This window comes from Streptococcus infantis (genome assembly GCF_047460405.1).
Lineage (GTDB): Bacteria > Bacillota > Bacilli > Lactobacillales > Streptococcaceae > Streptococcus > Streptococcus infantis_Q.
Map to the genome: position 1 here is coordinate 57,208 of NZ_JASHGH010000002.1, position 26,688 is coordinate 83,895.

Genomic DNA, 26,688 nt, shown 5'->3' on the forward strand with positions numbered 1-26,688 from the left:
ATGTTCATTTTCAGTCCTGAATTGTTACTACTAATCTTCATTATCCTGCCTAGCTTATCGTGCTATTTTATGGTATATTTTTGATAGACTATAGATTATCATAGGCAAGGAATCTGATATGAAAAAAAGACTTAAACTCGAACCAAACAACAATAACTTAATCATTTGGGAAGCTGAACAGCCAAAAGCCGTTCTTCAGCTTGTACATGGAATGGTAGAGTACGTGGAACGATATGAGGAATTTGCTCTAGCCATGAATAAAGAAGGCTTTACTGTTATCGGCCATGATCATCTCGGCCATGGTTATACTGCTCAAAATCCAAGTCAACTCGGAGTATTTCCTGAATCTCCCGAGGAACTCATCAATGATATTGAAAGAGTGACCTCCTTCATTCAAGAAAGCTATCCAGGATTTCCAATCATCCTTCTAGGGCATTCTATGGGGTCTCTTATGTGTCGCTATTATGTAGCTAAACGAAAACCACCTATCAATGCCTTAATTATCATGGCGACTGGTCAACAACCTCAGTTTCTAACTCGATTTGCTCTCATCCTAACAGAATGCATCCGACTTATAAAAGGGAATAAACACCGTAGTAAACTCCTGACCTATCTATCAACTGATAGTTTTAACCGTAGTATTAAGAATCCTAAAACATCTGTCGATTGGCTCTCAAAAAATGAAGAATCCAACCTAGCTTATCTGAAGGATCCTTTCTGTCAATTCATACCTACGATTCCCATGTACAGATCTATTTTTTACTTCTCAAATCAAGTAGCTAGTAAACAAGTGATAGATGAGATTCCAACCCAACTCCCAATTCTCGTGATTTCGGGACAAGAAGACCCTCTAGGTGAAAATGGCAAAGGTATAGAGAGATTTGTAAAACTCCTAAAGGCTTCACATTCGAAAGTAAGCCTTCGATTAGTTGAAGAGGCTCGTCACGAAATTCTAAACGAAATCAATCGACAAGATACTTACCACTTCTTAGCTGATTGGATGGCAAAAAACATCGATGTCTGATCATCTTGTAACACTATTAAAAAAGAGTTATTTCTCCGTCAATTTGATTCAATCATCAGGCTAAAACTTGATGATTTTTTCTACTAAAAAATCCATCCCTAGGGATGGATTGAAAATTTTTAACGCACTTCTGCATTCACTTTTTCTTCGAGTGATGCTTGGATTTTTTCCATGTAGCGTGCGACTTCTTCGTCAGTCAAGCTATCTTCTGGATTTTGGAAGGTCAAGCTATAAGCCATTGACTTCATACCTAGTCCCAATTTTTCGCCTGAGAAAACGTCAAAGAGTTTGATATCTGTCAATCGTTTCACGCCTGCAGCCTGGATAGCATCTACAACTTCTTGGTGAGTGACTTCTGCCTTGAGGAGAAGGGCGATATCACGGCTCACCGCTGGGAATTTAGTGATTTCCACAAATGGAGCGGCTGGTTGAAGAGCTGTCTCAATAGCTGAAAGGTTGAGCTCTGCTACATAAGTTTCTGGAATATCGTAAGCCTTGGCTGTAACAGGATGTACTTGACCGAGGAAACCAAGGACTTGGTCACCGAGTGAGATCAAGGCTGTACGTCCTGGGTGAAGACTAGCAATTTCAGAAGTTGCTGTATAAGTCACTTCAAGACCCAAGCGAGCAAAGAGAGCTTCCAAAATTCCCTTAGCATAGAAGAAGTCAACAGGAACTGCCGCTGTTTGGAAGTCTTTCTCAGCGACTAAGCCAGTCAAGGCAAAGGCAAAGCTGTTAATTTCATTTGGCAATTCTTCTTTTGGATTACCAGTTTGCTCGAAAACTTTTCCAATCTCATAAAGAGCCAAGTTTTTATTCTTACGTGCTACGTTGTAGGCAACTGTATCCAAAATACCTGAAACCATATTTTGACGGAGAACTGAACGGTCCACAGTCATTGGCCACATCAATTCTGTCAAATGACTTGGCTGAATCGTAAATTCAACCGCTTTTTCAGGAGTTGTAAGAGCATAAGTGATGATTTCTGTCAATCCAGCACCTTCAGCAATGGTACGAACCTGACGACGAAGTTTTTGTGTCGCAGTCAATTCACCAGCTGTCCCATCGTCTTTTGGAAGACTGGTTGGCAAGCGATCATAGCCATAGATACGAGCGATTTCTTCAAAGAGGTCAGCTTCGATAGTGATATCCCAACGACGACGGGGAACACTAACAGTGAAGGCTTCTGCATTTCCAGAAAGACCGAAGCCAAGACGACGGAAGACATCTTCAACATCAGCAAATGAAAGCTCTGTACCGAGGACACGGTTGACGTCAGCAAGAGTTGAAGAAACTTCCACATCAGATGTATCCAACTTACCTGCTGAAACGATACCTTTACGCACGGTCGCACCAGCCAATTCAGCAATCATACTTGCTGCTGCATCAAGGGCTTCATTAACAGTTGCCACGTTGATGCCTTTTTCAAAGCGAGAAGAAGATTCTGAACGAAGGTTGAGGCGACCACTAGTCTTACGGATAGATTTGCCATTGAAGACAGCAGCTTCAAGGACGACACGAGTAGAGTTCTCAGAGATTTCTGTAGCCTGACCACCCATAACACCTGCAAGGGCTACTGGTTTGTCAGCGACCGTAATCACGAGGTCATTCGTTTCCAACTCACGCTCTTCGCCATCCAAGGTCACCAATTTCTCACCAGCACGAGCCTCACGCACACGGATCTCGCTTCCTTCAAAGGTATCCAAGTCAAAGGCATGCATAGGCTGACCAAAGTAAAGCAAGATATAGTTGGTTACGTCAACTACATTGTTAATGGGACGGATGCCTTCATTCATGAGAAGATTTTGCAACCATTGTGGACTTGGTGCAATCGTCACATTGTCCAAGATACGAGCTGCATAGTATGGCGCCTTGTCTGTGTCAATGCTGACAGAAAGAGCGTCTGCTGCAGATTCATTGGTTTCTGTTAAACTGAATTCTTTAAAGTTGACTGCCTTGTCATAGATGGCTGCCACTTCATGCGCTACTCCACGCATAGAAAGAGCATCTGCACGGTTTGGAGTGATAGAAAGTTCGATGATTTCATCATCCAAGTCTAGATAAGAGAAGACTTCATCCCCAGGAACAGCATCTTGAGGCAAGATTTGGATGCCATCTGCGAATTCCTTAGGTACAACTGAGTCAGAAATACCCAATTCACCAAGTGAACAGATCATTCCGAGAGATTCTAAACCACGGATTTTCCCTTTTTTGATTTTGTAATTGTCAGCGATACGAGCTCCCGGAAGTGCCACCATAACTTTGATGCCTGCACGCACATTCGGTGCGCCACAGACGATTTGACGGGCTTCTTCTTCGCCAACGTTAACCTGACAAACATGGAGGTGAGTTTCTGGAACATCTTCACAAGACAAGACCTCACCGACAACAATTTTTGAGAGACCAGCAGCAGGAGATTCGACACCTTCTACCTCAATCCCTGTAGTTGACATTTTTTCAGCCAACTCTTGTGATGGCACATCAATGTCCACCAATTCTTTTAACCATTTATATGATACTAACATAATTTAGTTTCCCAGAATGACCGTTGCCACTCTAGTTTTTTTCCTTTCCTATCATTTCATATAGAAGAATCATCTTCTTACCTTAATTTCTTTTTCAGTAACCAATCCGTATCTACCTTTTGCCCAACCAGAAAACTATGTTGGCTAAATTTTTCAAAACCATATCGATTATAAAATGCTTGAGCTTTTGTATTATGCTCCCAAACACCTAGCCAAGCCCAGGAAAAACCATTGTTTTCGGCAAGCTCCAAAGCGAATTCAAATAGTTGCTTACCAAGTCCAAATCCTTGATATGCTTGTAGCACATAGAGGCGTTGAATTTCAAAAGCGTTCTCTAATTCTTTCTCAGTTTGAGCATTTCCCCAGTTGACTTTGAGAAAACCAGCTATCTCCTCTTCATGTATAATGAAATAGGTCGCTGATTCAGGATTTTCCAACTCAGCTGACAAAACTCTCAGACTATAGGCCTCTTCAAAGTATTCCTGTAACTGCTCTTCCGTATTATCATGAGCAAATGTTTCACGAAAGGTTTGTTTGGCAATTTTGGACAACACCTCAACATCTGCCATTTCTACTTTTCTAATCATTATTTAAACTGTTCTGAGAAGCGGACATCTCCTTGGTAGAATCCACGGATATCGTTGATCCCGTAACGGAGCATAGCTACACGCTCTTGTCCAAGACCAAAGGCAAATCCAGAGTAAACAGTCGCATCGATACCACTCATTTCAAGGACACGTGGGTGAACCATACCGGCACCCATAATTTCGATCCAACCAGTTTTCTTACATACGTTACAGCCTTCTCCACCACACTTGAAACAAGAAACATCCACCTCAACAGATGGCTCTGTGAATGGGAAGTAAGAGGGGCGCAGACGGATCTGACGCTCTTCACCGAACATTTTTTGCACAATCAACTGAAGCGTTCCTTGAAGGTCTGCCATAGAGATATTTTTCCCAACAACCAAACCTTCGATTTGGTGGAATTGGTGACTGTGGGTCGCATCGTCCGTATCACGACGGAAGACACGCCCTGGTGAGATCATTTTCAAAGGACCTTTAGAGAAATCATGGGCATCCATGGCACGTGCCTGCACAGGAGACGTGTGCGTACGGAGCAAGATTTCTTCTGTAATATAGAAAGTGTCCTGCATATCACGGGCTGGGTGGTCTTTGGGAAGATTCATACGTTCAAAGTTATAGTAGTCTTGCTCCACTTCAAAACCATCCACGACTTGGTAACCCATTCCAATGAAAATATCTTCGATTTCTTCACTGGTTTGTGTCAAAACGTGACGGTGACCAGTCGCAACTGGACGACCTGGAAGTGTCACATCGATACTCTCGCTAGCCAGCTGAGCCGCGACTTTCTTTTCTTCCAAGAGCTTAGCTGTTTCTTCAAAGGCAGCTGTCAAGACATCACGAGCTTCATTGACGTGTTTCCCTATGATTGGACGCATCTCTGCAGAGACATCTTTCATCCCTTTGAGGATTTCAGTGAGCGAACCCTTTTTACCAAGGACAGAGACACGCAAATCTTGCATCTCTTTTTCATTTTCAGCAGTAATCTGCTTCAAGCTAGCCAGCGTTTCTTCACGAAGCGCTTTTAATTGTTCTTCAATAGTTGACATAATTCCTCCATCAGTCGCTCGTAGATAAAAAGAAAACCACATGCCAAAAACTCCACTCGGAGCGTTGACACGCGGTACCATCCGTTTTCATCTGACAAGTCAGACCTTCATTTCTAAATCCATGCGCAAGTGAATTCACCCAGCTTTCATATAAAGAGCTTGCAGTCACGGCTCTCCTCCCTGATATACTTCCCTTGAGTTACTAGTCTTGCAGATTCCTATTTAATTATTATTCATTTTATCAAATTTTAAGTAATCTTGCAAGATGTTTTGCGACTAATCAACATAGTCTCCACCTTCAAAACCGTAATACTCTTCCAAACTGAGGCCACTTGCTGCAATTTCTTTGGCTTCTTTGCCAACATAGCGAAGGTGCCATTCTTCAGCCATATATCCTGTTTCTTTTTCCTTACCTTTAAGATAACGAACGACAAAGCCATAGTCAGCAGCATGATCCAAGAGCCATTGAGCTGCTTTTTCTTCTGTCACTAAGTCTCCATCTGTGCCGATAAGGTCGAAAGCAAGACCAGTTTGGTGTTCACTATATCCAGGTCGTGCAGAATAGCGGTCAGCCTCTGCCTTTCCGTCTTGATTGACATAATCTTGATACAATTTAACCTGAGTCTCATAACTTCTAAATCCACTATAGTGGTCGCTGATTGGGAAACCTGCTTGCTGCATAGCTGCAATAAGTTTCAACAGTTCTGCCTTAGCGGTAGGATTTTCTCCTGGATTATAATCTTTAGATAAGGGATAGTGTTTATTAGCGATAACAATTTCATCGTACTTGCCTTGAATGCTATAGTAATCTCCCTTATTGACCACTTCTGCCTTTTTCTGACTCGCTTCCTGAGACTTACTTCCCGCGGTTCCTTCTTGTACAGTCTTCTGCTCTGAAGAAGCTTTTGCGTCAGAAGTTGCTGGTTTTTCTTGCGAACAAGCCGCCAATGTTAGGGCTAGTAGTCCAGACAAGATAAGGTATCTTTTTTTCATGATTTATCCTTTCATATGATAACTTTATCCAATGCAACAGATAAAGTTTGAATTAAGTTTTCTAATTGTTTCGGTTGCGCTTGACAATCTTCTGCTGCCATTTCTTCCCATGGAACCCACCAGACTGGACCACGCCCATTAAGACCGTGTCCCTTCATATCACCAGCTCGTCTAGGAAAAATATGCCAGTGGGCATGGGCATCCCCATTTCCTAACAACTCTACATTCATCTTTTGAGCAGAGAAGGCTTTAGATACAGCTTCCTGAACCATACTCATTTCCTCTAAAAAACGAAGTTTAACACTTGGATCTAGATGATGTAGTTCTGTGACATGTTCCTTTGCTAAAAACAGAGTGTAACCTTCAAAATACTGGTGGTCACCAATGACAACATATCCTGTTTCCAGTTCTTTTACAAAGTAGGGATTGTCACCAGTCTTGATGAGTTCAATTCGATCACAAATCAAGCACATCTTAGTCCACCAAGTCACTCTTGAGATAAGCATCCACCATACGATCAGTAGCCACTACAGAGTCAATATGAGTACGCTCGTAAGAGTGACTTGACTCAATACCTGCTCCTAGAAGAGCGTGCTTAACCTCTGCTCCAGCTGACATCGCTGCAGAAGCATCAGAACCATAAAATGGATAGATATCTAGTTTGAATGGAATGTCTTGCTCTTTTGCGAGAGCTACCAAGTGTTGACGGAATTCATAGTGGTAAGGACCAGAAGCATCTTTAACACAGATAGATACTGTGTACTCGTCTGTCTGCTGATCATCTCCCATTGCTCCCATATCCACAGCAAGATACTCAACAACTTGACTAGGGATGCTTGAGTTAGCACCGTGCCCCACTTCTTCAAAGACTGAAAAAGCAAAATGCGTAGTAACAGGAAGTTCAATCCCTTTTTCTTTGTATACTTTGAGGAGATTAAGGAGAATAGCTGCGCTGACCTTATCATCCAAATGACGAGACTTGATAAAGCCTGTCTCAGTCACGACAGTTCGAGGGTCAAAGCTGATAAAGTCACCAACCTCGATACCGAGTGCGCGTGTTTCTTTTTCATTGGTTACTTTTTCATCCAAACGAACTTCCATATTGTCCTGTGTGCGTTCAGCAGTTCCAGCATCTTTATATACGTGACAAGAAGTTTGGTGGATCAAAATCGTACCTGAAATAGTTTTCCCTGTATTAGCTACATGGACCGTACAGTTTTCACCCTCAATCATATTCCAAGGATAACCACCGATACGGTCCATTTTGAGACGACCATCTGGTTTAACAGCGCGAACGATAGCTCCCAAGGTATCCACATGGGCAGTTACATAGCGTTGCTGCTCATTATTTTTACCTTCAATGGTAACATTCACTCCACCTTTAGCAGTACGGATAGGTTGATAGCCTAGTTTTTCAAGCGTCTCAACTAAATAATTCGTAATTTCACGCGTAAAACCTGTTGGTGACGCAATAGCAGTTAGTTCTTTGATATATTCTACAGTTTGATTCATTTCTTCACCTCTTTTGCTACCTATTATAACACATTTATCATCGGATAAAAAAAGAAAATCACTCCTGTAGACTTAGCTACAAAAGTGATTTTAGTGATTATTCCATTTCAAAAGCTTCACTTTCTTGTTTATTTGGAAGAACAAGAGAAAGTAGAATACCGATAATAGCTGGTACCAACCATGGCAGAGAAGCCTCCGCAAATGGTAGAGCGTTCACGATATTTGCAAGGACCTCAACTTTAAAAGTAGATCCTAAAACACTTGCAATAGCAATGGCTGTGACAATACCAACCGTTAATTGCATTCCTGGTTTTGAAAGAGCAACAAACTTGTTCACAATCACAATCATGACAATGGCAATCGTAATTGGGTACAAAATAACGAGAACTGGTACAGAGTACTTAATAATAGCACTCAAACCAAGATTTGCAATCGCAAAACCAATCAAGGTAAAGACAGTCGCATAAACCTTGTAGCTGACTTGTGGGAAACGTCCGTTAAAGAACTCGGCAGTTGATACAATCAACCCTACAGTCGTTGTAAAGCAAGTAACGGTTACCATAGCCGCAAGGAAAAGCTGAGCAGTAGAACCAAAGATTTCTTGAGTCGCTTGAGACAAGATATAAACTCCAGGAGTTCCACTCTTCATTGCTTCTTCTGTTACTGGGAAATGATTGCCCAAGAAACCTAGACCGATGTAAAGAGCACTAAATCCGAGTGCTACAACGATTCCAACCACCCAAATGGTTGAAATATACTCTTTCTTACTTGAAAAACCAAGTTGTTTCAAGGTTTGTACTGCAATAACACTGAAGGCAACCGATGCAAGCGCATCAAGTGTATTGTATCCTTCAAGGAAACCTGCACCAAAGGCGGAAGCTTGATAAGCTCCTGAAGCTGCTTGTGGTGCATTCCCACCATACTTGAAAGCTCCAAGGATAACCAGAATAACAATTAAGATGGCAAAAACTGGAGTCAAGATTCGACCGATACGATCCAAGATTTTTGAAGGATTCAACGAGATTAGGTAGGCAGCTACAAAGTAAAGAATGGTGAAGACAATCAAACCTAAACCTTTATTTGCTTGATCCAAGAGTGGACTAATACCAACTTCAAACGATGTCGTTGCTGTACGAGGGATGGCAAAGAATGGGCCAATCGACAAGTACAAAACTGCAAGATAAATCGTCGCAAACCATGGAGAAATTTTCTTAGAAATTTCATAGATATAACCCTTCGGATTAAGGGTACCAATGATCAAGGTTAGGACGGCAATCCCAACACCCGAAAATACAAATCCTGCAATGGCAGGAAGGAAGTTTTCTCCAGACTGTGCGCCCAGAGTTGGAGGGAAAATCAAGTTACCTGCTCCAAAAAATATTCCAAACAGGAGTAATCCTGTTAAAGCACCTTTTTTAGCCATAAACTCTCCTTATTAAAAATAAAATACTTTCTTAGTATAACATGATTAAAGGCTAGAAAAGGCTGTCACGAAATAATTCTAAAATGTTTTCAATTTTCCGAATTTTAATGCAAAAAAATCCTTCGAGTCCTTTCTCATTTTTAAAAGGTTTCGAAGGAAATTTTTCTTATTCTAAGGCATCCATGCCACCTTTGACATTGACAACCTCATAGCCTTGTTCTGCTAAAAATTGGCAGGCGCGTGCTGAACGCATTCCAGATTTACAAATCACGTAGTAAAGATTATCTTTATCTAGTTTTTCAAAAGTGTCAGTCAGTTTACTGAGAGGGAAATTACGAGCATCTTCTAAATGAAGAGCCTCAAATTCCTCTACTTCTCTCACATCCAGCACAGAAAGTGACTCTTTCTGATAAAGCTGGTAAAAATCGTTAAATTTAATTTCGTTCATCATTTCTCCTTTATAATGGCATTAAGGTAAGATTACTATCTCATAGGTAAATCCAATCGACTCTAAAAATCGAAATAAGTCTTGGGTTTTAATAAAAATCGTTTTTTCATTTGTATTAGGGTGGAAGGTCATGACATCCTCTGATACAATATCCTTATCAAAATAAACATGAATGTCTTTTTCTTCATTATTTAACAAACCAAAAGGTGATACTGTTCCTGCTGGTAGGTTCATTTTCTCAGCCAAGGAATCCAATGAGGCCATGCGGATCCGATTAGCTCCCACTTGAACTTTAAAGTCATCCATATCCAATGGTTTCTTGTCATCCATGATGAGCAAATGGTACTGGGTTTTCTTTTTGTTGGTCAAAAACATAGACTTGGTCCGAACCCCTTCCAGGCCTTCAATATAGCTATCTGCCTGCTCTGTCGAGAATGCAGGTGGATGATCCACCACATCATAGGTAATCCCCAACTCTTGTAACTTATTAGCTACTTGTTGATAGGCATCCATCCTTTTTCTCCTTTATTGATGAATAATCTTTTGTACCAATGCTTGTAATTCTGGAACCACTTCTGCCTCAAACCAAGGATTTTTTTTCATCCAGATTTGATTACGGGGTGAAGGATGTACCAGAGGGAAATAATCAGGCAAATAATCCTTGAACCGATGCACACGGTCTGTCACCTTGCCACTAACTTTCTCATGTAGATAGTAGGCTTGGGCATACTGACCAATCAAGAGGGTTAATTGAATATCTGGTAATTCCTTCAAGAGTTCTGGATGCCATTTTTCTGCAAAACCTGGACGAGGGGGCAGGTCACCCGACTTGCCATGTCCTGGAAAATAGAAATCCATGGGCATGACTGCAAAATAACCTGACTTGTAAAAAGTATCTTCATCCACGCCCAACCACTCTCGCAAGCGATCTCCGCTTTTATCCTTCCAGTAAAGCCCAGCTTCTTGGGTTTTGAGACCAGGCGCTTGACCAATGATATTGATACGAGCCGTTTTTGGTACTGCAAAAAGAGGCTCGATACCTTGATCAGTATAATGTTGATTTTGTGGATCAGCCATGATGGCTTGCTTGATTCTTTCGATCTGAGACATCTATTTTCCCTCCAAAAAGAAGTCTAAGCATAAAATCTCAGACTTCTATAGCATTATTTGATCAATTCATAGATAGCTTCAGCGTAGATGGCTGCTGCACGGAAGAGATCATCCAAGGCGATAAATTCATTGGCTTGGTGCATAGTGTCGATAGAGTCTGGGAACATAGCACCGTAAGCTACACCACGTTCTAAGAGACGTCCAAATGTTCCACCACCGATAACTTGCTCGTGGCCTTGAAGGCCTGTTTGTTTTTCATACACGCTCAACAAGGTTTGTACAAGTGGATCTTCCATTGGAACATAATGAGGTGTATGTCCGTGTTCAGACAAGCTAACTGAAACAACTGGTAAGTTTTCAAGAACTGATTTGATTTGCTCAGGGCTTGTTCCTTTTGGATAACGGAAGTTAAGGGCAATGGTATTGTCAGCACTTGTTTCATCAAAGCGGAAGACTCCAGCATTCATAGAAAGGGCACCCATCTTTTCATCAACATGAGCCACTTTCAAGTTTTTGCCTTCATGGTCATTTAAGAGAATCTTTCCAGCAATGTCAAGGAAGTCTTTTGCAGGTCCTTCAAAAGCAAATTGGCTGAGGAAAAGAGCAAGGTAAGTTGCACCATTGACACCTGAAGCAGGCATAGCACCATGAGCTGATTTACCGATAATCGTAACCTTGTACTTACCATTCTCTTCTTGAATGTCTCCTCTAAGCTTGTGTTCTGCAACGAAGTCATCTAGTTTCGCTTGCAAATCAGCCAAGTCCCCTGAAACAACTGCTGTTGCTGATTCTGGCACCATATTTTCACGCAAACCACCTGTGAAGCTGTGAAGACGAGCTTCACCCTTGTTTTCACCAGCAAAGTGGAGGTATTCTGTGATATTTCCTTTTTCACCATTAATAATAGGGAATTCAGCATCTGGAGAGAAACCAAAGTCTGGCTTCGCAAGTCCTACATGTTCAAAATAGTAGTCCATATCTGCCCAGCCTGATTCTTCATCAGTTCCGACGATAAAACGAACTTTTTTAGAAGTTGGAAGACCAAGCTCTTTAATGATCTTCAAACCATAGTAACAAGCCGTTGTAGGGCCCTTGTCATCTGAAGCACCACGCGCATAGAGACGACCATCCTTGATGGTTGGAGTATAAGGATCAGTGTCCCATCCGCTACCTGCTGGCACTACGTCCATGTGGGCAAAGATACCGAGAACTTCTTCCCCTTCACCAAACTCAAAATGTCCTGCATAGTTGTCAACATTTTTTGTTGGGTAACCATCACGGTCTGCGATTTCAAGGAATTTCTCCAAAGCTTTTACTGGACCAGGTCCAAAAGGATGTTGCGCATCTGCCTTGCTGTCATCGCGTTCTGAGTTGATTTCCAAAAGGCTAAACAAGTCAGCCAAGAGGTCTTCTTTACGTTTTTCTACTTCTGCTGTAAAATTAATAACTGTCATTTTTTCTTCCTATCTTTTTTCGATAATTTCATCTACTGGCAAGCGGTAACTTGGTTCTAACTTCTCGTCTGTGTATCCTACTGTGATCAAGAGCTCTGGACGGAAGCGTTCTTCGATTTCCAAGACTTCGTTGACTTTTGATTTGTCAAAACCAAGGATAATATTTGATCCGATTCCTTGGTCAGTCAATGCAAGGACCAAGTTCATAGCTACAAGCCCAGCATTAAGAGCCAAGTAGTCACTGACTTGCTGTTCGTTATAACGTGCAAATTCTGCTGGAAGATTTTTCATAAAGTACTGAAGTTGTTCTTCTGAGAAATTCTTTGCTCCACCAACACGGGCAATCTTGCGAGCTCGTTTAGCTAGGTCAGTATCTGTAAACAAGGCAATGGTTACAGGGGCAGATGCTACTTGCTCAAAGTTTGAACCGTAAGCCAATTTTGCTAGTTCAGCATTTTTCTCGCGAACCACAACAAACTTCCAAGGCTGACTGTTGTGAGCACTCGGTGCCAAGGTTGCGATTTCTATAGCTGTACGAACATCCTTCGGATCAACCGGTTTATCAATAAAATGCTTGGTCGCATGACGTTTTTTATTTAACTCAAGAAATTTCATAATTGATTTCCTTTTCTAATTCTACTGCTTCCATTTTACCATATTTTGAAAGAGCTTGCAGAGATTTTTCATTAGTGAAACAAATTATCTTTTTTCAAATTCCACTTTCAGTTCTAGGCTCCATTTTAAAATTTATAATGTTTCTCTATCATCTCCATAAAAAATATATATTAGATATCTGATTGATTGTCTGGTAAACTAGATACCATTATCTTATGAAAAAATTATTCTTATTATTAGCCATCAGTCCCTTGTTAGTCGCCTGTGGACAAGCCAAACAAGATAGTACATCTACTGCCACTGCTAGTCCTAAAACCATTGTCGTAGCAACTGCTGGAGACATCCCTCCTTTTGATTTTGAAAAAGATGGTAATTTGACCGGATATGATGTTGAGGTTTTAAAAGCAGTCGATGAAAAACTGGATCAATACAAGATTGAATTTCAAAAAACAGCTTGGGAAAGTATCTTCCCTGGAGTGGATGCTGGCCGTTACCAAGCTGCTGCCAACAACTTGAGCTACACCAAAGAAAGAGCAGACAAATACCTCTACTCACTCCCAATCGCTAAAAATCCTTTGGTTCTCGTGAGCAGAAAAGACAAGGCTCTTACCTCTATTCAAGACATCGCTGGTAAAACAACCCAGGATGATACTGGAACTTCTACTGCCAAGGTTGTTACCGACTGGAATCAAAGCCACTCCGACAACCCTGCAACTATCCAATACTCTGGTGAGGATGTCGCTAAACGTCTGACTGATCTCGCCAATGGTGAATTTGATTTCCTAATCTTTGATAAAATCTCTGTGCAAAAGATTATCCAAGACCGAGGTTTAGACTTGAACGTGGTTGACTTGGAAAGCAATGACAATCCAAACAACTACATCATCTTCTCAAGTGACCAAAAAGAATTTAAAGAGCAATTTGACAAGGTCCTCAAAGAACTCTACCAAGATGGAACCCTTGAAAAACTCAGCAAAACCTATCTCGGTGGTTCTTACCTACCAGATCAGTCTCAATTACAATAAGATATATTAAAAACGATTGGCTCGTCCAATCGTTTATTTAGTATCTGTTCATTAAAGCAACTCTTACAAAAAATCAAAATAATTTTTCACATCCTCCACATAGCCATGCTTTTCAATTAGGCTAGCAAGTAATTCCCTATTATGGCCTTGGTAATTGTCTTCTCGTCGCAACTCTTCATACATTTCTATAAAAGGAAGTCCTTTTTCCTTGGCTGATTCTAGCTCTGCTTCATAATCATAGGCAACCTTACGAAATTGGATATTGACCAATTCACCATTTTCAACCTCAAGCAAGGCATACTGGGCTCGGTGATTTTTCAGCCCTTCCCAGTCAAAATAAGGCATACCAATCGAACCTGGATTGATAATTTGTTGCCCTTGACTACCATAACGCAAAAGCTGTTTATGAACATGTCCATAGACGGCTACATCAGTAGTTTCATCAAGTAGCTGGTCAAATTTATCGGTATTATTTTCAACCAGTAAATCCCTACCATAGTTTTTCTCAGGCAAATTATGAGAAAGTGAGAATCGCAAGCCTTCGATTTCTTTCTTGGCTATCATAGGTAGCTTTCTCAACCAATCAATATGCTCTGGGTTTAGACACTCCATCAGATACTGGGTCAATCGCATAAGCTGGATTTCTTGGGGATCTTCTAGATCATATTGCCCATCTAAAACCTCCAACACACAATCATCCCAGTTTCCTCGAACGGATACTGTAATGGGAAGGTCTTTCAAAAGATCCACCAAGTCATTTGCTCCAGGCCCAGGAAGAAAAATATCTCCCAAAAGCCAATATTCAGTCGCTCCCAAATTTTTAGCATCCTCAAGCACTCCAGCTAAGGCGGTCGTGTTGCCATGAATGTCTGATAAAATTGCAATCTTATGGTTCATTTTCTACTCTTTCTTTATTGGATAGCATTCAGGGTATCCAAATCACTCTTATTTTTCTTCATTATAGCATAAAATCGCTAGAAGAATTTCACATAGAAATATTATCACCAAGATTCTTTTAAAAATATGTCAAAAATAGTTGACATTATGTTCTTAAAAGAATATACTATAGTCAAATATATGTGACATAAATAAAAAGGAGGAAGCATGAATCGTGTAAAAGAATTCCGCAAGGAACTGGGCATTTCCCAACTCGAGCTCGCCAAGGATATCGGTGTCTCGAGACAGACCATCAACATGATTGAGAACGACAAGTACAATCCCACCCTGGAACTTTGTCTCAATCTCGCCCACAGCCTCCAAACTGACTTAAACAGTCTCTTTTGGGAGGACGATTTTTAAAAAAGGAGAAGAAAAATGAAAAAAGAAACCTTCACGGAAAAACTAATCAAACGCACTTACGGAATTTCTGATCCGCTTGACGAATACAAACGACGTGAGGCTGACCGCATTGGAAATAAAGTCTTTATGATTCTCTTTTATCTGATGATTTTCGGCAATCTTATTCCGCTTGTTCTGGCCTATCAATTTCCTCAACTAGTGGCTCTAGTCTATCCTCCTCTGATTTTAGTGATTGCCCTCATCGCTGCTGGCTATGTCACCTACCAAATGCAAAAAACTGGGATTACAACTATCGAACCAGATATGCTGACTGAGAAAGAAAGTAAGCAACTACATTACCCTGGTCTGAAAGCTGGGATAGTCTATGGATTAATGAGTTTTTTTTCAACCCCTCTTCTCCTTATACTGCTAGGTGAGAGTCAGGACTATCTTCAGTCTCTTCTCGCTTTTAAAAATATTTTTTCAAGTATCCTCCAGTCTGTCTTCTTTGGAGTGGTCATACAGATTATCATCTCCCGTCGCATTGCAAAAGCCAAGGAAGACCAGGATAAGGATTAGGAGGAAACTCATGAAAAAAGAAAAGAAGCAGTTACGTTATCCTGGTCTAAAAGCAGGTTCGATTTATGGAACAGTGATATTTTTTATAATTCCACTCATTGATACCCTAACAAGTGAAAATTCAAATTTTATCAGTTCTCTTCTAAATACAAAACATATTTTTAAAACTATACTGGGAGCTTTCTTTTTCGGAGTTATGATACATATTGTCGACTCACTTCGCATTGCAAGAGCTAAAAAAGAGCAAGATAAGGATTAGGAGAAAGCTTATGAAATCACTAGTAACTTTACTTACCTATCATCTTTTGTTTGCTTCACTGCTCATCTTCATCATCGTTTCAGGGAACTTGCCCATCTACGATACAGTCCTTGTTCTTGTCTTTGTTCCAGCACTCAACAAAGGACTGACTTATCTAAAGATAGATTCCCAAAAAACGCGCATACTCAACTTAGCACTATTCTTTATGATTCTATCCTTTCTATCCTTACCACAACTGACGGTTATTTCAAACGATTGGAAATATTATCTATTGCTAACTATCGCTATCCTTTCTTCTATTACTTATCTTTATTATCTCTATCAATTCGTAAAAGAAACAAAATAACATCGTTCATTTAGGAGAAATTACCCATGAAAAAAGAACCCCTCTATGAAAAACTAATCAAACGTATCTATGGCATTTCAGGGCCACTTGATGAACACAAACGGCGCGAAGCTGAGCACATCGGAAATAAAATCTTTATGATTCTCTTTTACCTCATGACTTTAGGCAATCTTATTCCCTTTGTCCTTGCTTTTAGATATCCCCAAGTAGTCGCTTTTGGATATCCAATCATTATCTTTCTAATTTCCATGGTTTGTGCTATCTATGTCACTAGTCAAACTACAAAAACTGGTATTGCTTCTATTGATCCTGACGTGTTGAACCAGAAAGAAAAGAAACAGTTACGTAATCCTGGTCTTAAAGCTGGTCTTGGCTATGGAATAGCCATGTTGTTTGGAATGCCACTTCTCAATATCCTAATGGATGATAGCAAAAACTATCTTACCGCTCTCTTGAATACAAGAAGTATCTTGTCAACCATCGTTGCAGCCTTCTTTTTCGGATTAACAGTGCATATTGTCATCACTCTTCGTATTCAAAAAGCTAGAGAAGATCAAGACGACGATTAGGAGGAAACTTATGAAATCACTACAAACTTTAATTCTCAGCCATATTTTGATCAGTATCTTTATGACAGTTTTCCTAGTTTATGGCCAAATTACGCGTCCTTTTCTAATCATCTTCCTCTTAGCCCTTCCTGTCTTGAACAAAGGACAAAGATTTCAGAAAATCACATCAAAAAAAATACGCCTCTTAAACGCATCTCTCTGCTTTATCCTCGTATCTTTCCCACAACTGTTAACGAATTCTATGGATTGGAGATATCTCCTATTTCTAACCATCTGTATCGTTTTTAGTCTAGTCTACTTCTATACTCTCTATCAACTCTTTAAAGAAGCTAATCAAAAACAAGGTTATTAAGAGGTCACTACCATGAAAAAAGAAGACTTAACCACTCGCTTAGTTCGAAATTTCTTTCATATACAAGGGCCTTTTGACGAATGCCGTCAAGAGGTCATCTATAAGGCTTGCGCCCGTTCCATGGTCCAAATCTTTTACTCTTCCTTCTTTCTCTTCCTGTTCTATCTTTTGTTTGGACGCTTTATAGAGATGGTTCGAATGGCTATGCCCTATCTCTACTTCTTGATGATTTTTACCCTCAGTCTCAAGGCAAGATATTCTACTAGAGGGCTTCACTTAGAAGATGATGATCAATCCGAGATTCCACAAATCACTTACAGCAAGCGTCAAATCAAGTTAAGAAGTTGGTTAGTTGGAACTAGCATCCCAACTCTCTACTTATTTATCCTATTTTCCAAAAAAGTACTTCTTGAAAATCACTCCATTACAGATTTCTTCTTGCAGTTTCTAGAACTCAAAATGATCGCATTTTTCCTATTAGTAGGACTCGGAGTAGGAACAATCTTCGGTACTATGACTTATTATTTTTTATCCGAACATGAAGAACAGTAGGAGAAAGCTTGGATTACAGTTTATAAGCTGATTGGCAAAAACCTCACTTTATTGCAAAATCCCAGTAAATGTTTTCATGATAAAACGCATAACATCAAGTTTTTTGAATTCCTGATATTATGCGTTTTTATGATTTTAAAGACAGTTTACCCCATTTCTTTTACAAAACAAAAAAGCCATCTTTACAGATGACTTTCTAGCAACCGAATCGGTGCTCACTTTTTCAAGTTTGTATACGGACAAAGCCTTATTTTAACTTTGCTGTGTTGTTTCGAATAGTTCCAACGAATTAATTGTACTATATTTTACAAAGATTATCAAGTAAAATGAGAAGCAAATTTCAAATATTACAAAAAAGTTCTTTTAAGCCCTAAAAATAGCTCTAACCCTCTTCTACTATCTTTCGAAACAACACAGCTCTAAAACAATTTGTTGATATGCCTACAGAGGGTAAAGGTTTTGGAACCATTCGAAACAACACAGCTCTAAAACTTTGCTCCAGCAATAACAGAAATGGTTGTTGTTTTGGAACCATTCGAAACAACACAGCTCTAAAACTGACGATTAGCAATCTCATTACGAGACATGGTTTTGGAACCATTCGAAACAACACAGCTCTAAAACTGAAGCCTTCCAGGAACTTTAATGTCGGATGTTTTGGAACCATTCGAAACAACACAGCTCTAAAACTACAGAAATTGACCACTAATGTCAGATACGGTTTTGGAACCATTCGAAACAACACAGCTCTAAAACCAACGATGACAGCTCTATCAAGTCATTTATGTTTTGGAACCATTCGAAACAACACAGCTCTAAAACCTGGGGCTGTTGGTGTATCTCCTACTTATGGTTTTGGAACCATTCGAAACAACACAGCTCTAAAACTTATCAATGAACCTTTTGAAAAGGTACTTTGTTTTGGAACCATTCGAAACAACACAGCTCTAAAACGTGATTGGTACAGATATGAAATTGAGTTAAGTTTTGGAACCATTCGAAACAACACAGCTCTAAAACGCGTCGTCCACTGCATCAGCAAGGTCTCCTGTTTTGGAACCATTCGAAACAACACAGCTCTAAAACTCTCAGAAGTAGTTATGGAAGAAGAAACACGTTTTGGAACCATTCGAAACAACACAGCTCTAAAACTGATAAGCGACCGACCAAGGCGACGGTTTGGTTTTGGAACCATTCGAAACAACACAGCTCTAAAACTGATAAAAAGATTCTTCCTCGAGATTCAAAGTTTTGGAACCATTCGAAACAACACAGCTCTAAAACATATTTGAAATGTCACCCTGATTAGTAAGAGTTTTGGAACCATTCGAAACAACACAGCTCTAAAACGTTACTTCGTCAAAATCTGGAATTTCATCTGTTTTGGAACCATTCGAAACAACACAGCTCTAAAACCGCGCACATACCCATTCGTACCGTTGTAGAGTTTTGGAACCATTCGAAACAACACAGCTCTAAAACCAGATAACGTCCACACTTCCGAATCCTCGAGTTTTGGAACCATTCGAAACAACACAGCTCTAAAACTATTTAGACTGTTTTTTACGTTTTGGTGATGTTTTGGAACCATTCGAAACAACACAGCTCTAAAACTTGTAGTTTGAAAAGTTTTGAGTAAGTTTAGTTTTGGAACCATTCGAAACAACACAGCTCTAAAACTTGCTAAAACATAAGCCAGAAGTGATTAAGGTTTTGGAACCATTCGAAACAACACAGCTCTAAAACTGTATCGGCGAATAAGCAAGGGAATAAGTTGTTTTGGAACCATTCGAAACAACACAGCTCTAAAACAAGTAGTAAATTTCACTCTCTAAACCTAAAGTTTTGGAACCATTCGAAACAACACAGCTCTAAAACAAAAGTGTTCTCCCTAGTTCAAGATACTGCGTTTTGGAACCATTCGAAACAACACAGCTCTAAAACTGATTTCAGAAACTGTTAAAAGATACTCCTGTTTTGGAACCATTCGAAACAACACAGCTCTAAAACGCAATCGAAGACACTGATAGTCAGATTTCAGTTTTGGAACCATTCGAAACAACACAGCTCTAAAACTTTCCAAGCCGTCTGTCTCCCGTGTCTCCTGTTTTGGAACCATTCGAAACAACACAGCTCTAAAACGTGATGTGAGTTAGTTTCCCATCAAATCGAGTTTTGGAACCATTCGAAACAACACAGCTCTAAAACATGTGAAATAGTTTACAACGATATTATAGAGTTTTGGAACCATTCGAAACAACACAGCTCTAAAACTTATCCCAATGCACTACTTCATTGACTAGTGTTTTGGAACCATTCGAAACAACACAGCTCTAAAACCTACATGACAAGCCTTTCACTTTTTGAAAAGTTTTGGAACCATTCGAAACAACACAGCTCTAAAACAACTGGAAACTTTGGGGGCGCACTTGGTGGGTTTTGGAACCATTCGAAACAACACAGCTCTAAAACACTGCGTTTGCTGGTTGTTCGCTGACGTCTGTTTTGGAACCATTCGAAACAACACAGCTCTAAAACACATTCTCTAAATAAGCGACAAGGCGCAAGGTTTTGGAACCATTCGAAACAACACAGCTCTAAAACTTATTAGAAATTGCCTCGGATACTACCAATGTTTTGGAACCATTCGAAACAACACAGCTCTAAAACAACCAAGCGAAATGGTAAAAGCCAATAGGGGTTTTGGAACCATTCGAAACAACACAGCTCTAAAACAATCATAACGAGATTTAGAAAGGAACTTTAGTTTTGGAACCATTCGAAACAACACAGCTCTAAAACCTCGTAGAAAAATTTTTCTCACGAAATTTCGTAATCGCGCTATTCGTCCCAGCCAGACTCCAGATCGTCAGGTTCCAATTATTACTCTTATTATAGCATATTTTCAGGGTTCAAGAAATAGTCTTGATCCAGCACATACTGCGGAAAATCATAGACTTTTCGAGGTTCCACAAATAAAACCCTTAGTTGATTGAGTTGGATATACTCTATCAGATTTGCTAACTCATCCTTTGATAGATAGGCTGTCGCATTGATGAAAACAAGGAGTTTCTTTTTGGAAAGATACTTAAAAACCTGGATAATTTCTAGCATCTTTTCAAAAGGAGTATCGCTCAGAGTTTCAACTTTGACTCCTAACGCATCAATCAACTCTAGAATGGTGATTTCATCGTACTCCAGGTCTAGTTCATTTTCCAAGCACTCAAATGCTAACAATTCTGTAATCGTAGCTACTAGCTTTTCAATCATGGATTTGACTTCTGGTTTGTCATTGAGCTGATTTTCAAGATCTGCATGTATCAGTTTAATCATAGCAGGTGAGTTGAGATTGTATCCTAAGACATCCGTTATCACTAGTAACTCGGACTCTTTCAGCGCTTTTAGATTTCTATCAAACAACTTCAACTCCCCATCATCAGTATATTGGTAGAACTGCTTGACGATAGTTGAAAAGGTAAACTGGTCTTCCAGCACTAAAAAGGCCGCATTTTCAATAGCTAATGGTTCATCCAATAGCGGAAAGTTAATCTTCATCACTAGGCTCCTCTCCCAGAAAGACCAAACGAGCGTCGGAGTTTGCTACGCTAGTATTTCGCTCACCATTTAAGTAAATCATGCGAGAAAACTGCTTTTCTGTGACGGTTAAGAGAGTGATGTTCCCTTTTTTAGGGTTATGAATCTTGAGTCGCTCAATCATAGCGTTATTAGCAGAGTTGTTGAGCAAGAGCTTGCTATAGATGGAGAATTGGTGCATGATAAATCCTTCATCTATGAGGAACTTCCTAAATTTCCGATAGGCCTTGCGTTCCTCGGCTGTATCAACGGGCATATCAAACATTAAAATCATACGCATATATCGATAACTCATATCCTAAACTCAGGAACTCCTTTCTCCGGTTGATTGAGCGCTTGAATGACTTTCTTAGTATAGTCGCTGACGATATTAGACAGGTACATATCTTTACCATTGTAGTGAAAGGTATCTGAGAAAATAGTAAAAAGTTCTCGCTTGATTTTGACAAAAGAACTGCTTCGATTTTCATAGACAATCCTGTCAATAATGGGACGGAAAGGTTCCATAATATCGCTAGCTAGGTTGAATTGATTGAACTGATTGGCATGTTTCAATCCAAATTGGGTCATGCAGCCAGACAATACAATCTCACGCGCAAACATACTCAAAATCAAGGTGTAGCCGTAGTCCAAGGCAGCATTGACATCATTGTCTTGCTCACGACTAAAATCATTCCCAAACAAGGTGTTGAAATAAATCCGTGCTGCGTGTCCCTCACGATTGCTTGGGTCAAATAGATCTAAACCATGATATAGATCAATGACGGACTGGCTCTTCTCCAGAAAACCACAACTCCCCAAATAAAAAGCCTGATTGAGAATTTTTTGTGCAATAATGGTGGTCCAAACTTGTGCCTTAGTATCCTCATCCCAAGCGATTTGTCGGGAGAGTTGCAAACTGGAGTCATGCCGACCGTAGTAGGGCATTAAGTATGCAGTTGGCAAGCGTTTATCATCACAAAAGATGACCAGAATATTTTCATCCACCAAGCGTTTAATTAGCATAGTGGAGAGAACGATGTCTGTCGTCTCCAAAAGTAGGATGTCCACCTCGGACAGGTGAATCAACTCTGTCCGAGAGGCATCTTTAAAAATCAAGTGGTTATTCTTGTAGGATAGTTTAGAGTGCGTATTGACAACAACGGTTCTCCATCCCATTAGTCTTCTCCTAGTTTTCTTAAGTCAATCCGAGTCTCGTAGAGACCAGTGATGGATTGGTGGATGAGGGTGGCGTTGAGGAGTGATGAAGGTGTATAGTCTCTGTATCGTGGAATTTTTACTCCTAAGAACTCAAAGTCAGAAGCACTCCCTTGCGATGTCAACTCGAATAATCCAGAATTCTTACTATTTTCTGGACCGATGAAACTGAAACACAATTGTTTGATATCAACTGTTTCCCAATCTGTAAATGCTTGACGGATTTTCTCTCCATTTTTCAGCGCCCCAACGTACTTTTCGTTAAAATCGAGTACATATTCTAAAAGTTTAGCAAACTCATCCCTATGTTTCTCAACATACTCTAGGTGCTCTGGTTCGAGTGTTTTATTAATATTCTTAGCATGATACAAAAGAGTTGTATACTTTGCAGGTAGGACTAGTTCATTTCCTTTATGAATTTCTCCTCGTTTATTATTTGTCGATAGAATACTTGCTAGTCTTCGCCTTGTACCATCAGGAAACTCAAATAAACTATATTTAGGTAAAGTAATAGTTAATAGAATTTCTGTGTATCCTTTTTTAAGAAGATAAATTTCTTTGTTCTTTTCAAAATTTATTTTATCTAAAATAGAGATACCTTGAAACTCAAGAATTGTCTTCTGTTGTTTTTTCGCTCCTTTCTCAATAATCGCTTTAACCAATACTGCGTATGAATTAGAAATACCAGCATATCCACCATATTTTCGTGGATCAAGCCCTTGTTTAATGGGAACTAGATTTTCTTTACTATCTTCTGATGGTTTAGGAGATGGATTCGAATTAAACAGCCCCTTAGGTTTACCTCTGTCTAAACCATGTGTCTGAACTTCTGTTTTCTTCACAATATTAACTTGTGGAAGAGAAAGCACTTTTTTCACTATTGCGAAATCTTTTTCTTTATTCCAAGCGATTTCTCCCGTATCCTTGGAGTACTCGATATTCTCCCTTTTTACGATAGTTCCGTCTGCGTAATGCACTTCTTCTTTGAAGAAGTTTAACAAATTTGAGTAGAAGAAATACTTTTCTGTTGCTTTTTCAATTTCTTTAGGATCTTTACTTCTTGAGATGTATCTCTTAAGATCATGTTTTTGATAGTCACCATAGACAAATTCAGGCTCTAGTTTAGGATATTTCTTAAGGATAGCCTTAGCTACTACTGCATTTAAATAGGCATCATGCGCATGGTGGTAGTCATTGATTTCCCTTACCTTATATAGTCGGAATTCTTTACGGAAGTTAGAAACTAGATTGGATTTCAAAGTGATAATTTTGACAGTACGGATTTTCTGGTTCTTCTCATTCACTTTTGTATTGAAGCGGGCATCCAAAATCTGTGCAACATGTTTTGTGATTTGTCGTGTTTCAACTAGTTGGCGTTTGATGAAGGTAACTTTATCACGTTCATCCAGCCCACCGCGTTCAGCCTTGGTTAAATTATTAAACTTACGTTCTGAGATCAATTTAGAATCCAATAATTGTTGCCAAAAAGCTTTTCTTTTTTGAACAACTTCTAAACTTGGAACGTTGTCAGTTTTACCACGATTCTCCTTTGAACTAGTTAAGACACGGTTATCAAGAGAGTCATCCTTTATAAAGGCTTGAGGGATGATATGATCAATGTCATAATCCTCAAGTCTATCAATGTCCAGCTCTTCATCAAGATACATGTCTCGACCATTTTGGAGATAATAAAGGAAGAGTTTATCATCACGTAAGGCAGTGTTATCTGTCGGATGTTGTTTTAGAATTTTGGAGTTAAGTCCAGTTGCTAAGATTTTCAATGAATCTTCAATACGTTTATATCTTTGTCGGGAATTCTTTTTCCCTCTGGCAGTTGTCTGATTTTCTCGTGCCATCTCAATCACAATGGACTCTGGATCATGACCCATGACATTTACAAGTTCATCAACAATCTTGATACTTTGTAAAATCCCCTTTTTAATAGCTGGGCTTCCTGGAAGTTCTTGGACAACTTGCTTCACATCGTCTGTCTTGCCAACTACTTGCGCTTTTTGAATAATTTCTTTGAAAGAAAGTCTGTCATCATTGATTAACTGCATAAAGTTACGATTGTTGTAATCGTCATCGATCAGATAATCAAGAATCGTTTTGCCAGTTTCTTTATCGCAGATACCGTTAATCAACTTAGCAGAGAGTTTTCCCCAACCAGTATAATGTCGACGAGTTAGTGCCTTGATTACTTTTTCATCAAAGAGAGAGTCATACTGAGCAAGACGTTGCTTAATCATCTCACGATCTTCAAAGATAGTTAGCGTGTGGACGATATTTTCAAGAATTGCTTCATTTTTAGCATCATCCATAAACTCTTTATCCTTGATAATTTTGAGTAAATCATGGTAAGTAGAAAGACTAGCGTTAAATTGTTTTTCAATTCCTTTTAGTTCGATTCCATCGTAGCCATCAACATTGTGTAGATAATGAATGATATCTTTTTCAGTTACTTTTCTTTTATCCTCGGCCTTAAAAAGAGTATAAAAAATATCTTTCTTTTGCTTTTTGTCTAAAAACTGATACCTTGTTAAACCTTCTGCAATAAATTTTACTTTTGTTAATTCATTATAGACAGCAAATGTTTCATACAAGAGACTGTGCTTAGGCAAAACTTTTTCCTCTGGCAGATATAAGTCATAGTTAGTCATCTTATTGATGAAGGCTTCTGCAGAGCTTGCTTTATCAACAATTTCTTCAAAATTCCAAGGTCTTATTGCTTCTTTAGAATTTCGAGTAAGCCAAGCGAAATCACTATTTCCACTAGCCAATGGACCGACGTAATAAGGAATACGGAATGTCAAGATTTTCTCAATCTTTTCTCTGTTTTCCTTTAGAAATGGGTAGTGTTCTCCTTGACGACGAAGAATAGCATTCATCTCTTGAAGATAAATTTGATGAGGAATAGAACCATTATCAAAGGTTCGTTGTTTTATCAAAAAATCTTCGCGTTCAATTTTATCAAGGAAATAGTCTGCTCCTTCGAATTTAGAGAGAAGATTTTTGATATATTTGTAAAATGCTTCTTGTGTGGTCTTGCCATCGATATATCCAGCATAGCCATCTTTAGAATCATCAGAAAAAACTTCATCATATTTTTCTTGAAGATTGTTTTTGACGAATTGTTTTAAAGCTGCCAAATCTTTTTGGTGATTTTCATAGCGTTCAATCATAGACGCCGATAGTGGAGCCTTGGTTGAAGGATCTGTAACAGTTAAGATTCCTGATAAAAGAATGGCATCATAGAGTTTTTTTGCAACTACAAAGAGATCTGCAAAATCATCATCAATTTGTCCGAGCAAATTTTCTAAATCCTCATCATAGGTATCTTTAGAGAATTGTAGTGGAGATTTTTCTTCTAGTTCAAAATGTTTTTTGAAATCAGCTTGATTCCCTACAATCAGCTTGAGAAATTCTGAAAACAAACCAGTAGACTTTTCGTCAGGAAATAGTTTTAGAACGCGTTCTCTCTTTGCAGATTTACTAATTTTATCTGTAAGAATTGCTTCTACTTGTACATTTTGCTCACTAAGTGAACTTTCTTCAAAGATGTTATCGTAAATGCTTATAAATTCGTTAAAAATTTTTTGGATATCATTGTTTTTAATATCAAATGTATCTTCGTATAAAAAATGCCCGCGATATTTAATCATATGAGCTAATGCCAGATAAATCAAGCGTAAATCAGCTTTTTCCTTTGAATCTGCTAACTGTTTTCTCAAATGATAAATAGTTGGAAATTGCTTGTGATATTCTTTTTCTTCTGCTAAGGTAGCAAAAATAGGATATTTACTTTCTCTTTTATCCTCAGGAACTAAAAAGGAGTCGTCTAAGCGATGAAAGAAACTACTATCCACCTTGCTCATTTCCTCAGAAAAGATTTCTTGAAGATAGCGAAGGCGATTTTTACGACGAGTATAGCGACGACGTGCAGTTCGTTTAAGACGTCTAGCCTCAGCAGTAGTTCCCTCATCAAATAATAAAGCTCCAATTAGATTTTTCTTGATAAATCGTTTATCGGTATTGCCCAGAACTTTCATCTTTTTCGATGGAACCTTATAGTCATCCGTAATGACGGCAAATCCGACGCTGTTAGTTCCAATATCAAGTCCGATAGAGTAATTTTTTGAATTCATATATTGATAATCCTCCTATAAAAAATTTTTATTATATTTACAAAATTAAAAATTA

General features: G+C 39.2%; 26 protein-coding genes and 1 CRISPR repeat array. Of the genes, 9 read left to right on the forward strand and 17 right to left on the reverse strand.

The genetic code is table 11. The annotated features are described in order from the left end of the window. Nucleotides 1-118: 118 nt before the first annotated feature. Nucleotides 119-1,024: an alpha/beta fold hydrolase gene (locus QM928_RS01245; RefSeq protein ID WP_414294311.1), complete on the forward strand. Its 906-nt coding sequence runs from the start codon at nucleotides 119-121 to the stop codon at nucleotides 1,022-1,024. A gap of 119 nt (nucleotides 1,025-1,143) precedes the next feature. On the opposite strand, the gene pheT is transcribed toward QM928_RS01245, so the two are convergent. From pheT to QM928_RS01305, 12 genes are all read right to left on the reverse strand, one after another. Next, on the reverse strand, nucleotides 1,144-3,549 hold the full coding sequence (gene pheT / locus QM928_RS01250; protein ID WP_414294310.1) for a phenylalanine--tRNA ligase subunit beta: 2,406 nt from the start codon (nucleotides 3,547-3,549) through the stop codon (nucleotides 1,144-1,146). Between the two features lie 77 nt (nucleotides 3,550-3,626). Next, entirely contained in the window at nucleotides 3,627-4,136 is a 510-nt protein-coding gene (locus QM928_RS01255; RefSeq protein ID WP_414294309.1) for an N-acetyltransferase family protein, read from the reverse strand. Continuing rightward, complete coding sequence (gene pheS, locus QM928_RS01260; protein WP_000103743.1) at nucleotides 4,136-5,182, reverse strand: phenylalanine--tRNA ligase subunit alpha; 1,047 nt, start codon at nucleotides 5,180-5,182, stop codon at nucleotides 4,136-4,138. Before pheS ends, QM928_RS01255 begins: the two co-directional genes overlap by 1 nt. A 276-nt stretch (nucleotides 5,183-5,458) precedes the next feature. Next, the gene (ldcB, locus tag QM928_RS01265) at nucleotides 5,459-6,175 is read right to left on the reverse strand and encodes an LD-carboxypeptidase LdcB/DacB (RefSeq protein WP_315639506.1); all 717 of its coding nucleotides are present in this window, start codon (nucleotides 6,173-6,175) and stop codon (nucleotides 5,459-5,461) included. A gap of 11 nt (nucleotides 6,176-6,186) precedes the next feature. Then, on the reverse strand, nucleotides 6,187-6,648 hold the full coding sequence (locus tag QM928_RS01270) for an HIT family protein (RefSeq protein ID WP_414294345.1): 462 nt from the start codon (nucleotides 6,646-6,648) through the stop codon (nucleotides 6,187-6,189). Between the two features lies 1 nt (nucleotide 6,649). Then, nucleotides 6,650-7,687, reverse strand: a complete 1,038-nt coding sequence (locus QM928_RS01275; protein ID WP_414294308.1) for a M42 family metallopeptidase — start codon at nucleotides 7,685-7,687, stop codon at nucleotides 6,650-6,652. A gap of 97 nt (nucleotides 7,688-7,784) precedes the next feature. Next, nucleotides 7,785-9,110: a branched-chain amino acid transport system II carrier protein gene (gene brnQ, locus QM928_RS01280; RefSeq protein WP_414294307.1), complete on the reverse strand. Its 1,326-nt coding sequence runs from the start codon at nucleotides 9,108-9,110 to the stop codon at nucleotides 7,785-7,787. A 166-nt stretch (nucleotides 9,111-9,276) separates the two neighbouring features. Continuing rightward, the gene (locus QM928_RS01285) at nucleotides 9,277-9,558 is read right to left on the reverse strand and encodes a rhodanese-like domain-containing protein (protein ID WP_414294306.1); all 282 of its coding nucleotides are present in this window, start codon (nucleotides 9,556-9,558) and stop codon (nucleotides 9,277-9,279) included. Between the two features lie 21 nt (nucleotides 9,559-9,579). Next, entirely contained in the window at nucleotides 9,580-10,071 is a 492-nt protein-coding gene (locus QM928_RS01290; protein WP_414294305.1) for a prolyl-tRNA synthetase associated domain-containing protein, read from the reverse strand. 12 nt (nucleotides 10,072-10,083) lie between these two features. Further along, nucleotides 10,084-10,668 carry a uracil-DNA glycosylase family protein gene (locus QM928_RS01295; protein ID WP_414294304.1) on the reverse strand — a complete coding sequence of 195 codons (585 nt, stop codon included), beginning with the start codon at nucleotides 10,666-10,668 and terminating at the stop codon, nucleotides 10,084-10,086. 53 nt (nucleotides 10,669-10,721) lie between these two features. Next, nucleotides 10,722-12,122: a dipeptidase PepV gene (gene pepV / locus QM928_RS01300; RefSeq protein ID WP_414294303.1), complete on the reverse strand. Its 1,401-nt coding sequence runs from the start codon at nucleotides 12,120-12,122 to the stop codon at nucleotides 10,722-10,724. A 9-nt stretch (nucleotides 12,123-12,131) separates the two neighbouring features. Then, nucleotides 12,132-12,737 (reverse strand): nitroreductase family protein, encoded by a 606-nt coding sequence (locus tag QM928_RS01305; protein ID WP_371620470.1) that lies wholly within the window; start codon nucleotides 12,735-12,737, stop codon nucleotides 12,132-12,134. 215 nt (nucleotides 12,738-12,952) lie between these two features. On the opposite strand from QM928_RS01305, the gene QM928_RS01310 reads away from it, so the two are divergent. After that, a complete protein-coding gene (locus QM928_RS01310) occupies nucleotides 12,953-13,762 on the forward strand; it encodes an amino acid ABC transporter substrate-binding protein (protein ID WP_414294302.1) in 810 nt (269 codons plus the stop codon). Between the two features lie 63 nt (nucleotides 13,763-13,825). Here the strand turns inward: QM928_RS01310 and QM928_RS01315 are convergent, their stop codons facing one another. Beyond that, nucleotides 13,826-14,659 (reverse strand): metallophosphoesterase family protein, encoded by an 834-nt coding sequence (locus QM928_RS01315; protein WP_414294301.1) that lies wholly within the window; start codon nucleotides 14,657-14,659, stop codon nucleotides 13,826-13,828. Between the two features lie 207 nt (nucleotides 14,660-14,866). On the opposite strand from QM928_RS01315, the gene QM928_RS01320 reads away from it, so the two are divergent. Genes QM928_RS01320 through QM928_RS01350 form a run of 7 tightly spaced genes read left to right on the forward strand, consistent with a single transcriptional unit; the run spans nucleotide 14,867 to nucleotide 17,697 of the window. Continuing rightward, entirely contained in the window at nucleotides 14,867-15,061 is a 195-nt protein-coding gene (locus QM928_RS01320; RefSeq protein ID WP_070567830.1) for a helix-turn-helix transcriptional regulator, read from the forward strand. 15 nt (nucleotides 15,062-15,076) lie between these two features. Then, the gene (locus QM928_RS01325) at nucleotides 15,077-15,619 is read left to right on the forward strand and encodes a DUF3278 domain-containing protein (protein ID WP_414273194.1); all 543 of its coding nucleotides are present in this window, start codon (nucleotides 15,077-15,079) and stop codon (nucleotides 15,617-15,619) included. A 10-nt stretch (nucleotides 15,620-15,629) separates the two neighbouring features. Then, complete coding sequence (locus QM928_RS01330) at nucleotides 15,630-15,878, forward strand: hypothetical protein (RefSeq protein ID WP_248035645.1); 249 nt, start codon at nucleotides 15,630-15,632, stop codon at nucleotides 15,876-15,878. 10 nt (nucleotides 15,879-15,888) lie between these two features. Next, the gene (locus tag QM928_RS01335; RefSeq protein WP_248035642.1) at nucleotides 15,889-16,224 is read left to right on the forward strand and encodes a hypothetical protein; all 336 of its coding nucleotides are present in this window, start codon (nucleotides 15,889-15,891) and stop codon (nucleotides 16,222-16,224) included. A 26-nt stretch (nucleotides 16,225-16,250) separates the two neighbouring features. After that, on the forward strand, nucleotides 16,251-16,793 hold the full coding sequence (locus tag QM928_RS01340; RefSeq protein ID WP_248035638.1) for a DUF3278 domain-containing protein: 543 nt from the start codon (nucleotides 16,251-16,253) through the stop codon (nucleotides 16,791-16,793). Nucleotides 16,794-16,803: 10 nt separating this feature from the next. Further along, nucleotides 16,804-17,145 (forward strand): hypothetical protein, encoded by a 342-nt coding sequence (locus QM928_RS01345; protein ID WP_049508169.1) that lies wholly within the window; start codon nucleotides 16,804-16,806, stop codon nucleotides 17,143-17,145. A gap of 12 nt (nucleotides 17,146-17,157) precedes the next feature. Further along, nucleotides 17,158-17,697 carry a DUF3278 domain-containing protein gene (locus tag QM928_RS01350; RefSeq protein ID WP_414273193.1) on the forward strand — a complete coding sequence of 180 codons (540 nt, stop codon included), beginning with the start codon at nucleotides 17,158-17,160 and terminating at the stop codon, nucleotides 17,695-17,697. 390 nt (nucleotides 17,698-18,087) lie between these two features. Then, nucleotides 18,088-20,499: direct repeats of the CRISPR family, unit length 36 nt; unit sequence GTTTTGGAACCATTCGAAACAACACAGCTCTAAAAC. A gap of 90 nt (nucleotides 20,500-20,589) precedes the next feature. Here the strand turns inward: QM928_RS01350 and csn2 are convergent. The 4 genes from csn2 to cas9 are packed head-to-tail and all read right to left on the reverse strand — an operon-like array spanning nucleotide 20,590 to nucleotide 26,633. Then, nucleotides 20,590-21,252: a type II-A CRISPR-associated protein Csn2 gene (gene csn2, locus QM928_RS01355; RefSeq protein WP_281334737.1), complete on the reverse strand. Its 663-nt coding sequence runs from the start codon at nucleotides 21,250-21,252 to the stop codon at nucleotides 20,590-20,592. Next, nucleotides 21,242-21,586, reverse strand: coding sequence for a CRISPR-associated endonuclease Cas2 (gene cas2, locus QM928_RS01360; RefSeq protein WP_281334738.1), 345 nt, complete (start codon nucleotides 21,584-21,586; stop codon nucleotides 21,242-21,244). The genes csn2 and cas2 overlap by 11 nt, the downstream gene beginning before the upstream one ends. Next, entirely contained in the window at nucleotides 21,583-22,449 is an 867-nt protein-coding gene (gene cas1 / locus QM928_RS01365) for a type II CRISPR-associated endonuclease Cas1 (RefSeq protein ID WP_281334739.1), read from the reverse strand. The genes cas2 and cas1 overlap by 4 nt, the downstream gene beginning before the upstream one ends. After that, nucleotides 22,449-26,633: a type II CRISPR RNA-guided endonuclease Cas9 gene (gene cas9, locus QM928_RS01370; protein ID WP_414294300.1), complete on the reverse strand. Its 4,185-nt coding sequence runs from the start codon at nucleotides 26,631-26,633 to the stop codon at nucleotides 22,449-22,451. The genes cas1 and cas9 overlap by 1 nt, the downstream gene beginning before the upstream one ends. Between the last annotated feature and the right edge of the window lie 55 nt (nucleotides 26,634-26,688).

Excerpts from the sequence above, each read along its gene's own strand:
- QM928_RS01245 (WP_414294311.1), top strand. The coding sequence starts at position 119 with ATGAAAAAAAGACTTAAACTCGAACCAAACAACAATAACTTAATCATT.
- pheT (WP_414294310.1), bottom strand. The coding sequence starts at position 3,549 with ATGTTAGTATCATATAAATGGTTAAAAGAATTGGTGGACATTGATGTG.
- QM928_RS01255 (WP_414294309.1), bottom strand. The coding sequence starts at position 4,136 with ATGATTAGAAAAGTAGAAATGGCAGATGTTGAGGTGTTGTCCAAAATT.
- pheS (WP_000103743.1), bottom strand. The coding sequence starts at position 5,182 with ATGTCAACTATTGAAGAACAATTAAAAGCGCTTCGTGAAGAAACGCTG.
- ldcB (WP_315639506.1), bottom strand. The coding sequence starts at position 6,175 with ATGAAAAAAAGATACCTTATCTTGTCTGGACTACTAGCCCTAACATTG.
- QM928_RS01270 (WP_414294345.1), bottom strand. The coding sequence starts at position 6,648 with ATGTGCTTGATTTGTGATCGAATTGAACTCATCAAGACTGGTGACAAT.
- QM928_RS01275 (WP_414294308.1), bottom strand. The coding sequence starts at position 7,687 with ATGAATCAAACTGTAGAATATATCAAAGAACTAACTGCTATTGCGTCA.
- brnQ (WP_414294307.1), bottom strand. The coding sequence starts at position 9,110 with ATGGCTAAAAAAGGTGCTTTAACAGGATTACTCCTGTTTGGAATATTT.
- QM928_RS01285 (WP_414294306.1), bottom strand. The coding sequence starts at position 9,558 with ATGAACGAAATTAAATTTAACGATTTTTACCAGCTTTATCAGAAAGAG.
- QM928_RS01290 (WP_414294305.1), bottom strand. The coding sequence starts at position 10,071 with ATGGATGCCTATCAACAAGTAGCTAATAAGTTACAAGAGTTGGGGATT.
- QM928_RS01295 (WP_414294304.1), bottom strand. The coding sequence starts at position 10,668 with ATGTCTCAGATCGAAAGAATCAAGCAAGCCATCATGGCTGATCCACAA.
- pepV (WP_414294303.1), bottom strand. The coding sequence starts at position 12,122 with ATGACAGTTATTAATTTTACAGCAGAAGTAGAAAAACGTAAAGAAGAC.
- QM928_RS01305 (WP_371620470.1), bottom strand. The coding sequence starts at position 12,737 with ATGAAATTTCTTGAGTTAAATAAAAAACGTCATGCGACCAAGCATTTT.
- QM928_RS01310 (WP_414294302.1), top strand. The coding sequence starts at position 12,953 with ATGAAAAAATTATTCTTATTATTAGCCATCAGTCCCTTGTTAGTCGCC.
- QM928_RS01315 (WP_414294301.1), bottom strand. The coding sequence starts at position 14,659 with ATGAACCATAAGATTGCAATTTTATCAGACATTCATGGCAACACGACC.
- QM928_RS01320 (WP_070567830.1), top strand. The coding sequence starts at position 14,867 with ATGAATCGTGTAAAAGAATTCCGCAAGGAACTGGGCATTTCCCAACTC.
- QM928_RS01325 (WP_414273194.1), top strand. The coding sequence starts at position 15,077 with ATGAAAAAAGAAACCTTCACGGAAAAACTAATCAAACGCACTTACGGA.
- QM928_RS01330 (WP_248035645.1), top strand. The coding sequence starts at position 15,630 with ATGAAAAAAGAAAAGAAGCAGTTACGTTATCCTGGTCTAAAAGCAGGT.
- QM928_RS01335 (WP_248035642.1), top strand. The coding sequence starts at position 15,889 with ATGAAATCACTAGTAACTTTACTTACCTATCATCTTTTGTTTGCTTCA.
- QM928_RS01340 (WP_248035638.1), top strand. The coding sequence starts at position 16,251 with ATGAAAAAAGAACCCCTCTATGAAAAACTAATCAAACGTATCTATGGC.
- QM928_RS01345 (WP_049508169.1), top strand. The coding sequence starts at position 16,804 with ATGAAATCACTACAAACTTTAATTCTCAGCCATATTTTGATCAGTATC.
- QM928_RS01350 (WP_414273193.1), top strand. The coding sequence starts at position 17,158 with ATGAAAAAAGAAGACTTAACCACTCGCTTAGTTCGAAATTTCTTTCAT.
- csn2 (WP_281334737.1), bottom strand. The coding sequence starts at position 21,252 with ATGAAGATTAACTTTCCGCTATTGGATGAACCATTAGCTATTGAAAAT.
- cas2 (WP_281334738.1), bottom strand. The coding sequence starts at position 21,586 with ATGAGTTATCGATATATGCGTATGATTTTAATGTTTGATATGCCCGTT.
- cas1 (WP_281334739.1), bottom strand. The coding sequence starts at position 22,449 with ATGGGATGGAGAACCGTTGTTGTCAATACGCACTCTAAACTATCCTAC.
- cas9 (WP_414294300.1), bottom strand. The coding sequence starts at position 26,633 with ATGAATTCAAAAAATTACTCTATCGGACTTGATATTGGAACTAACAGC.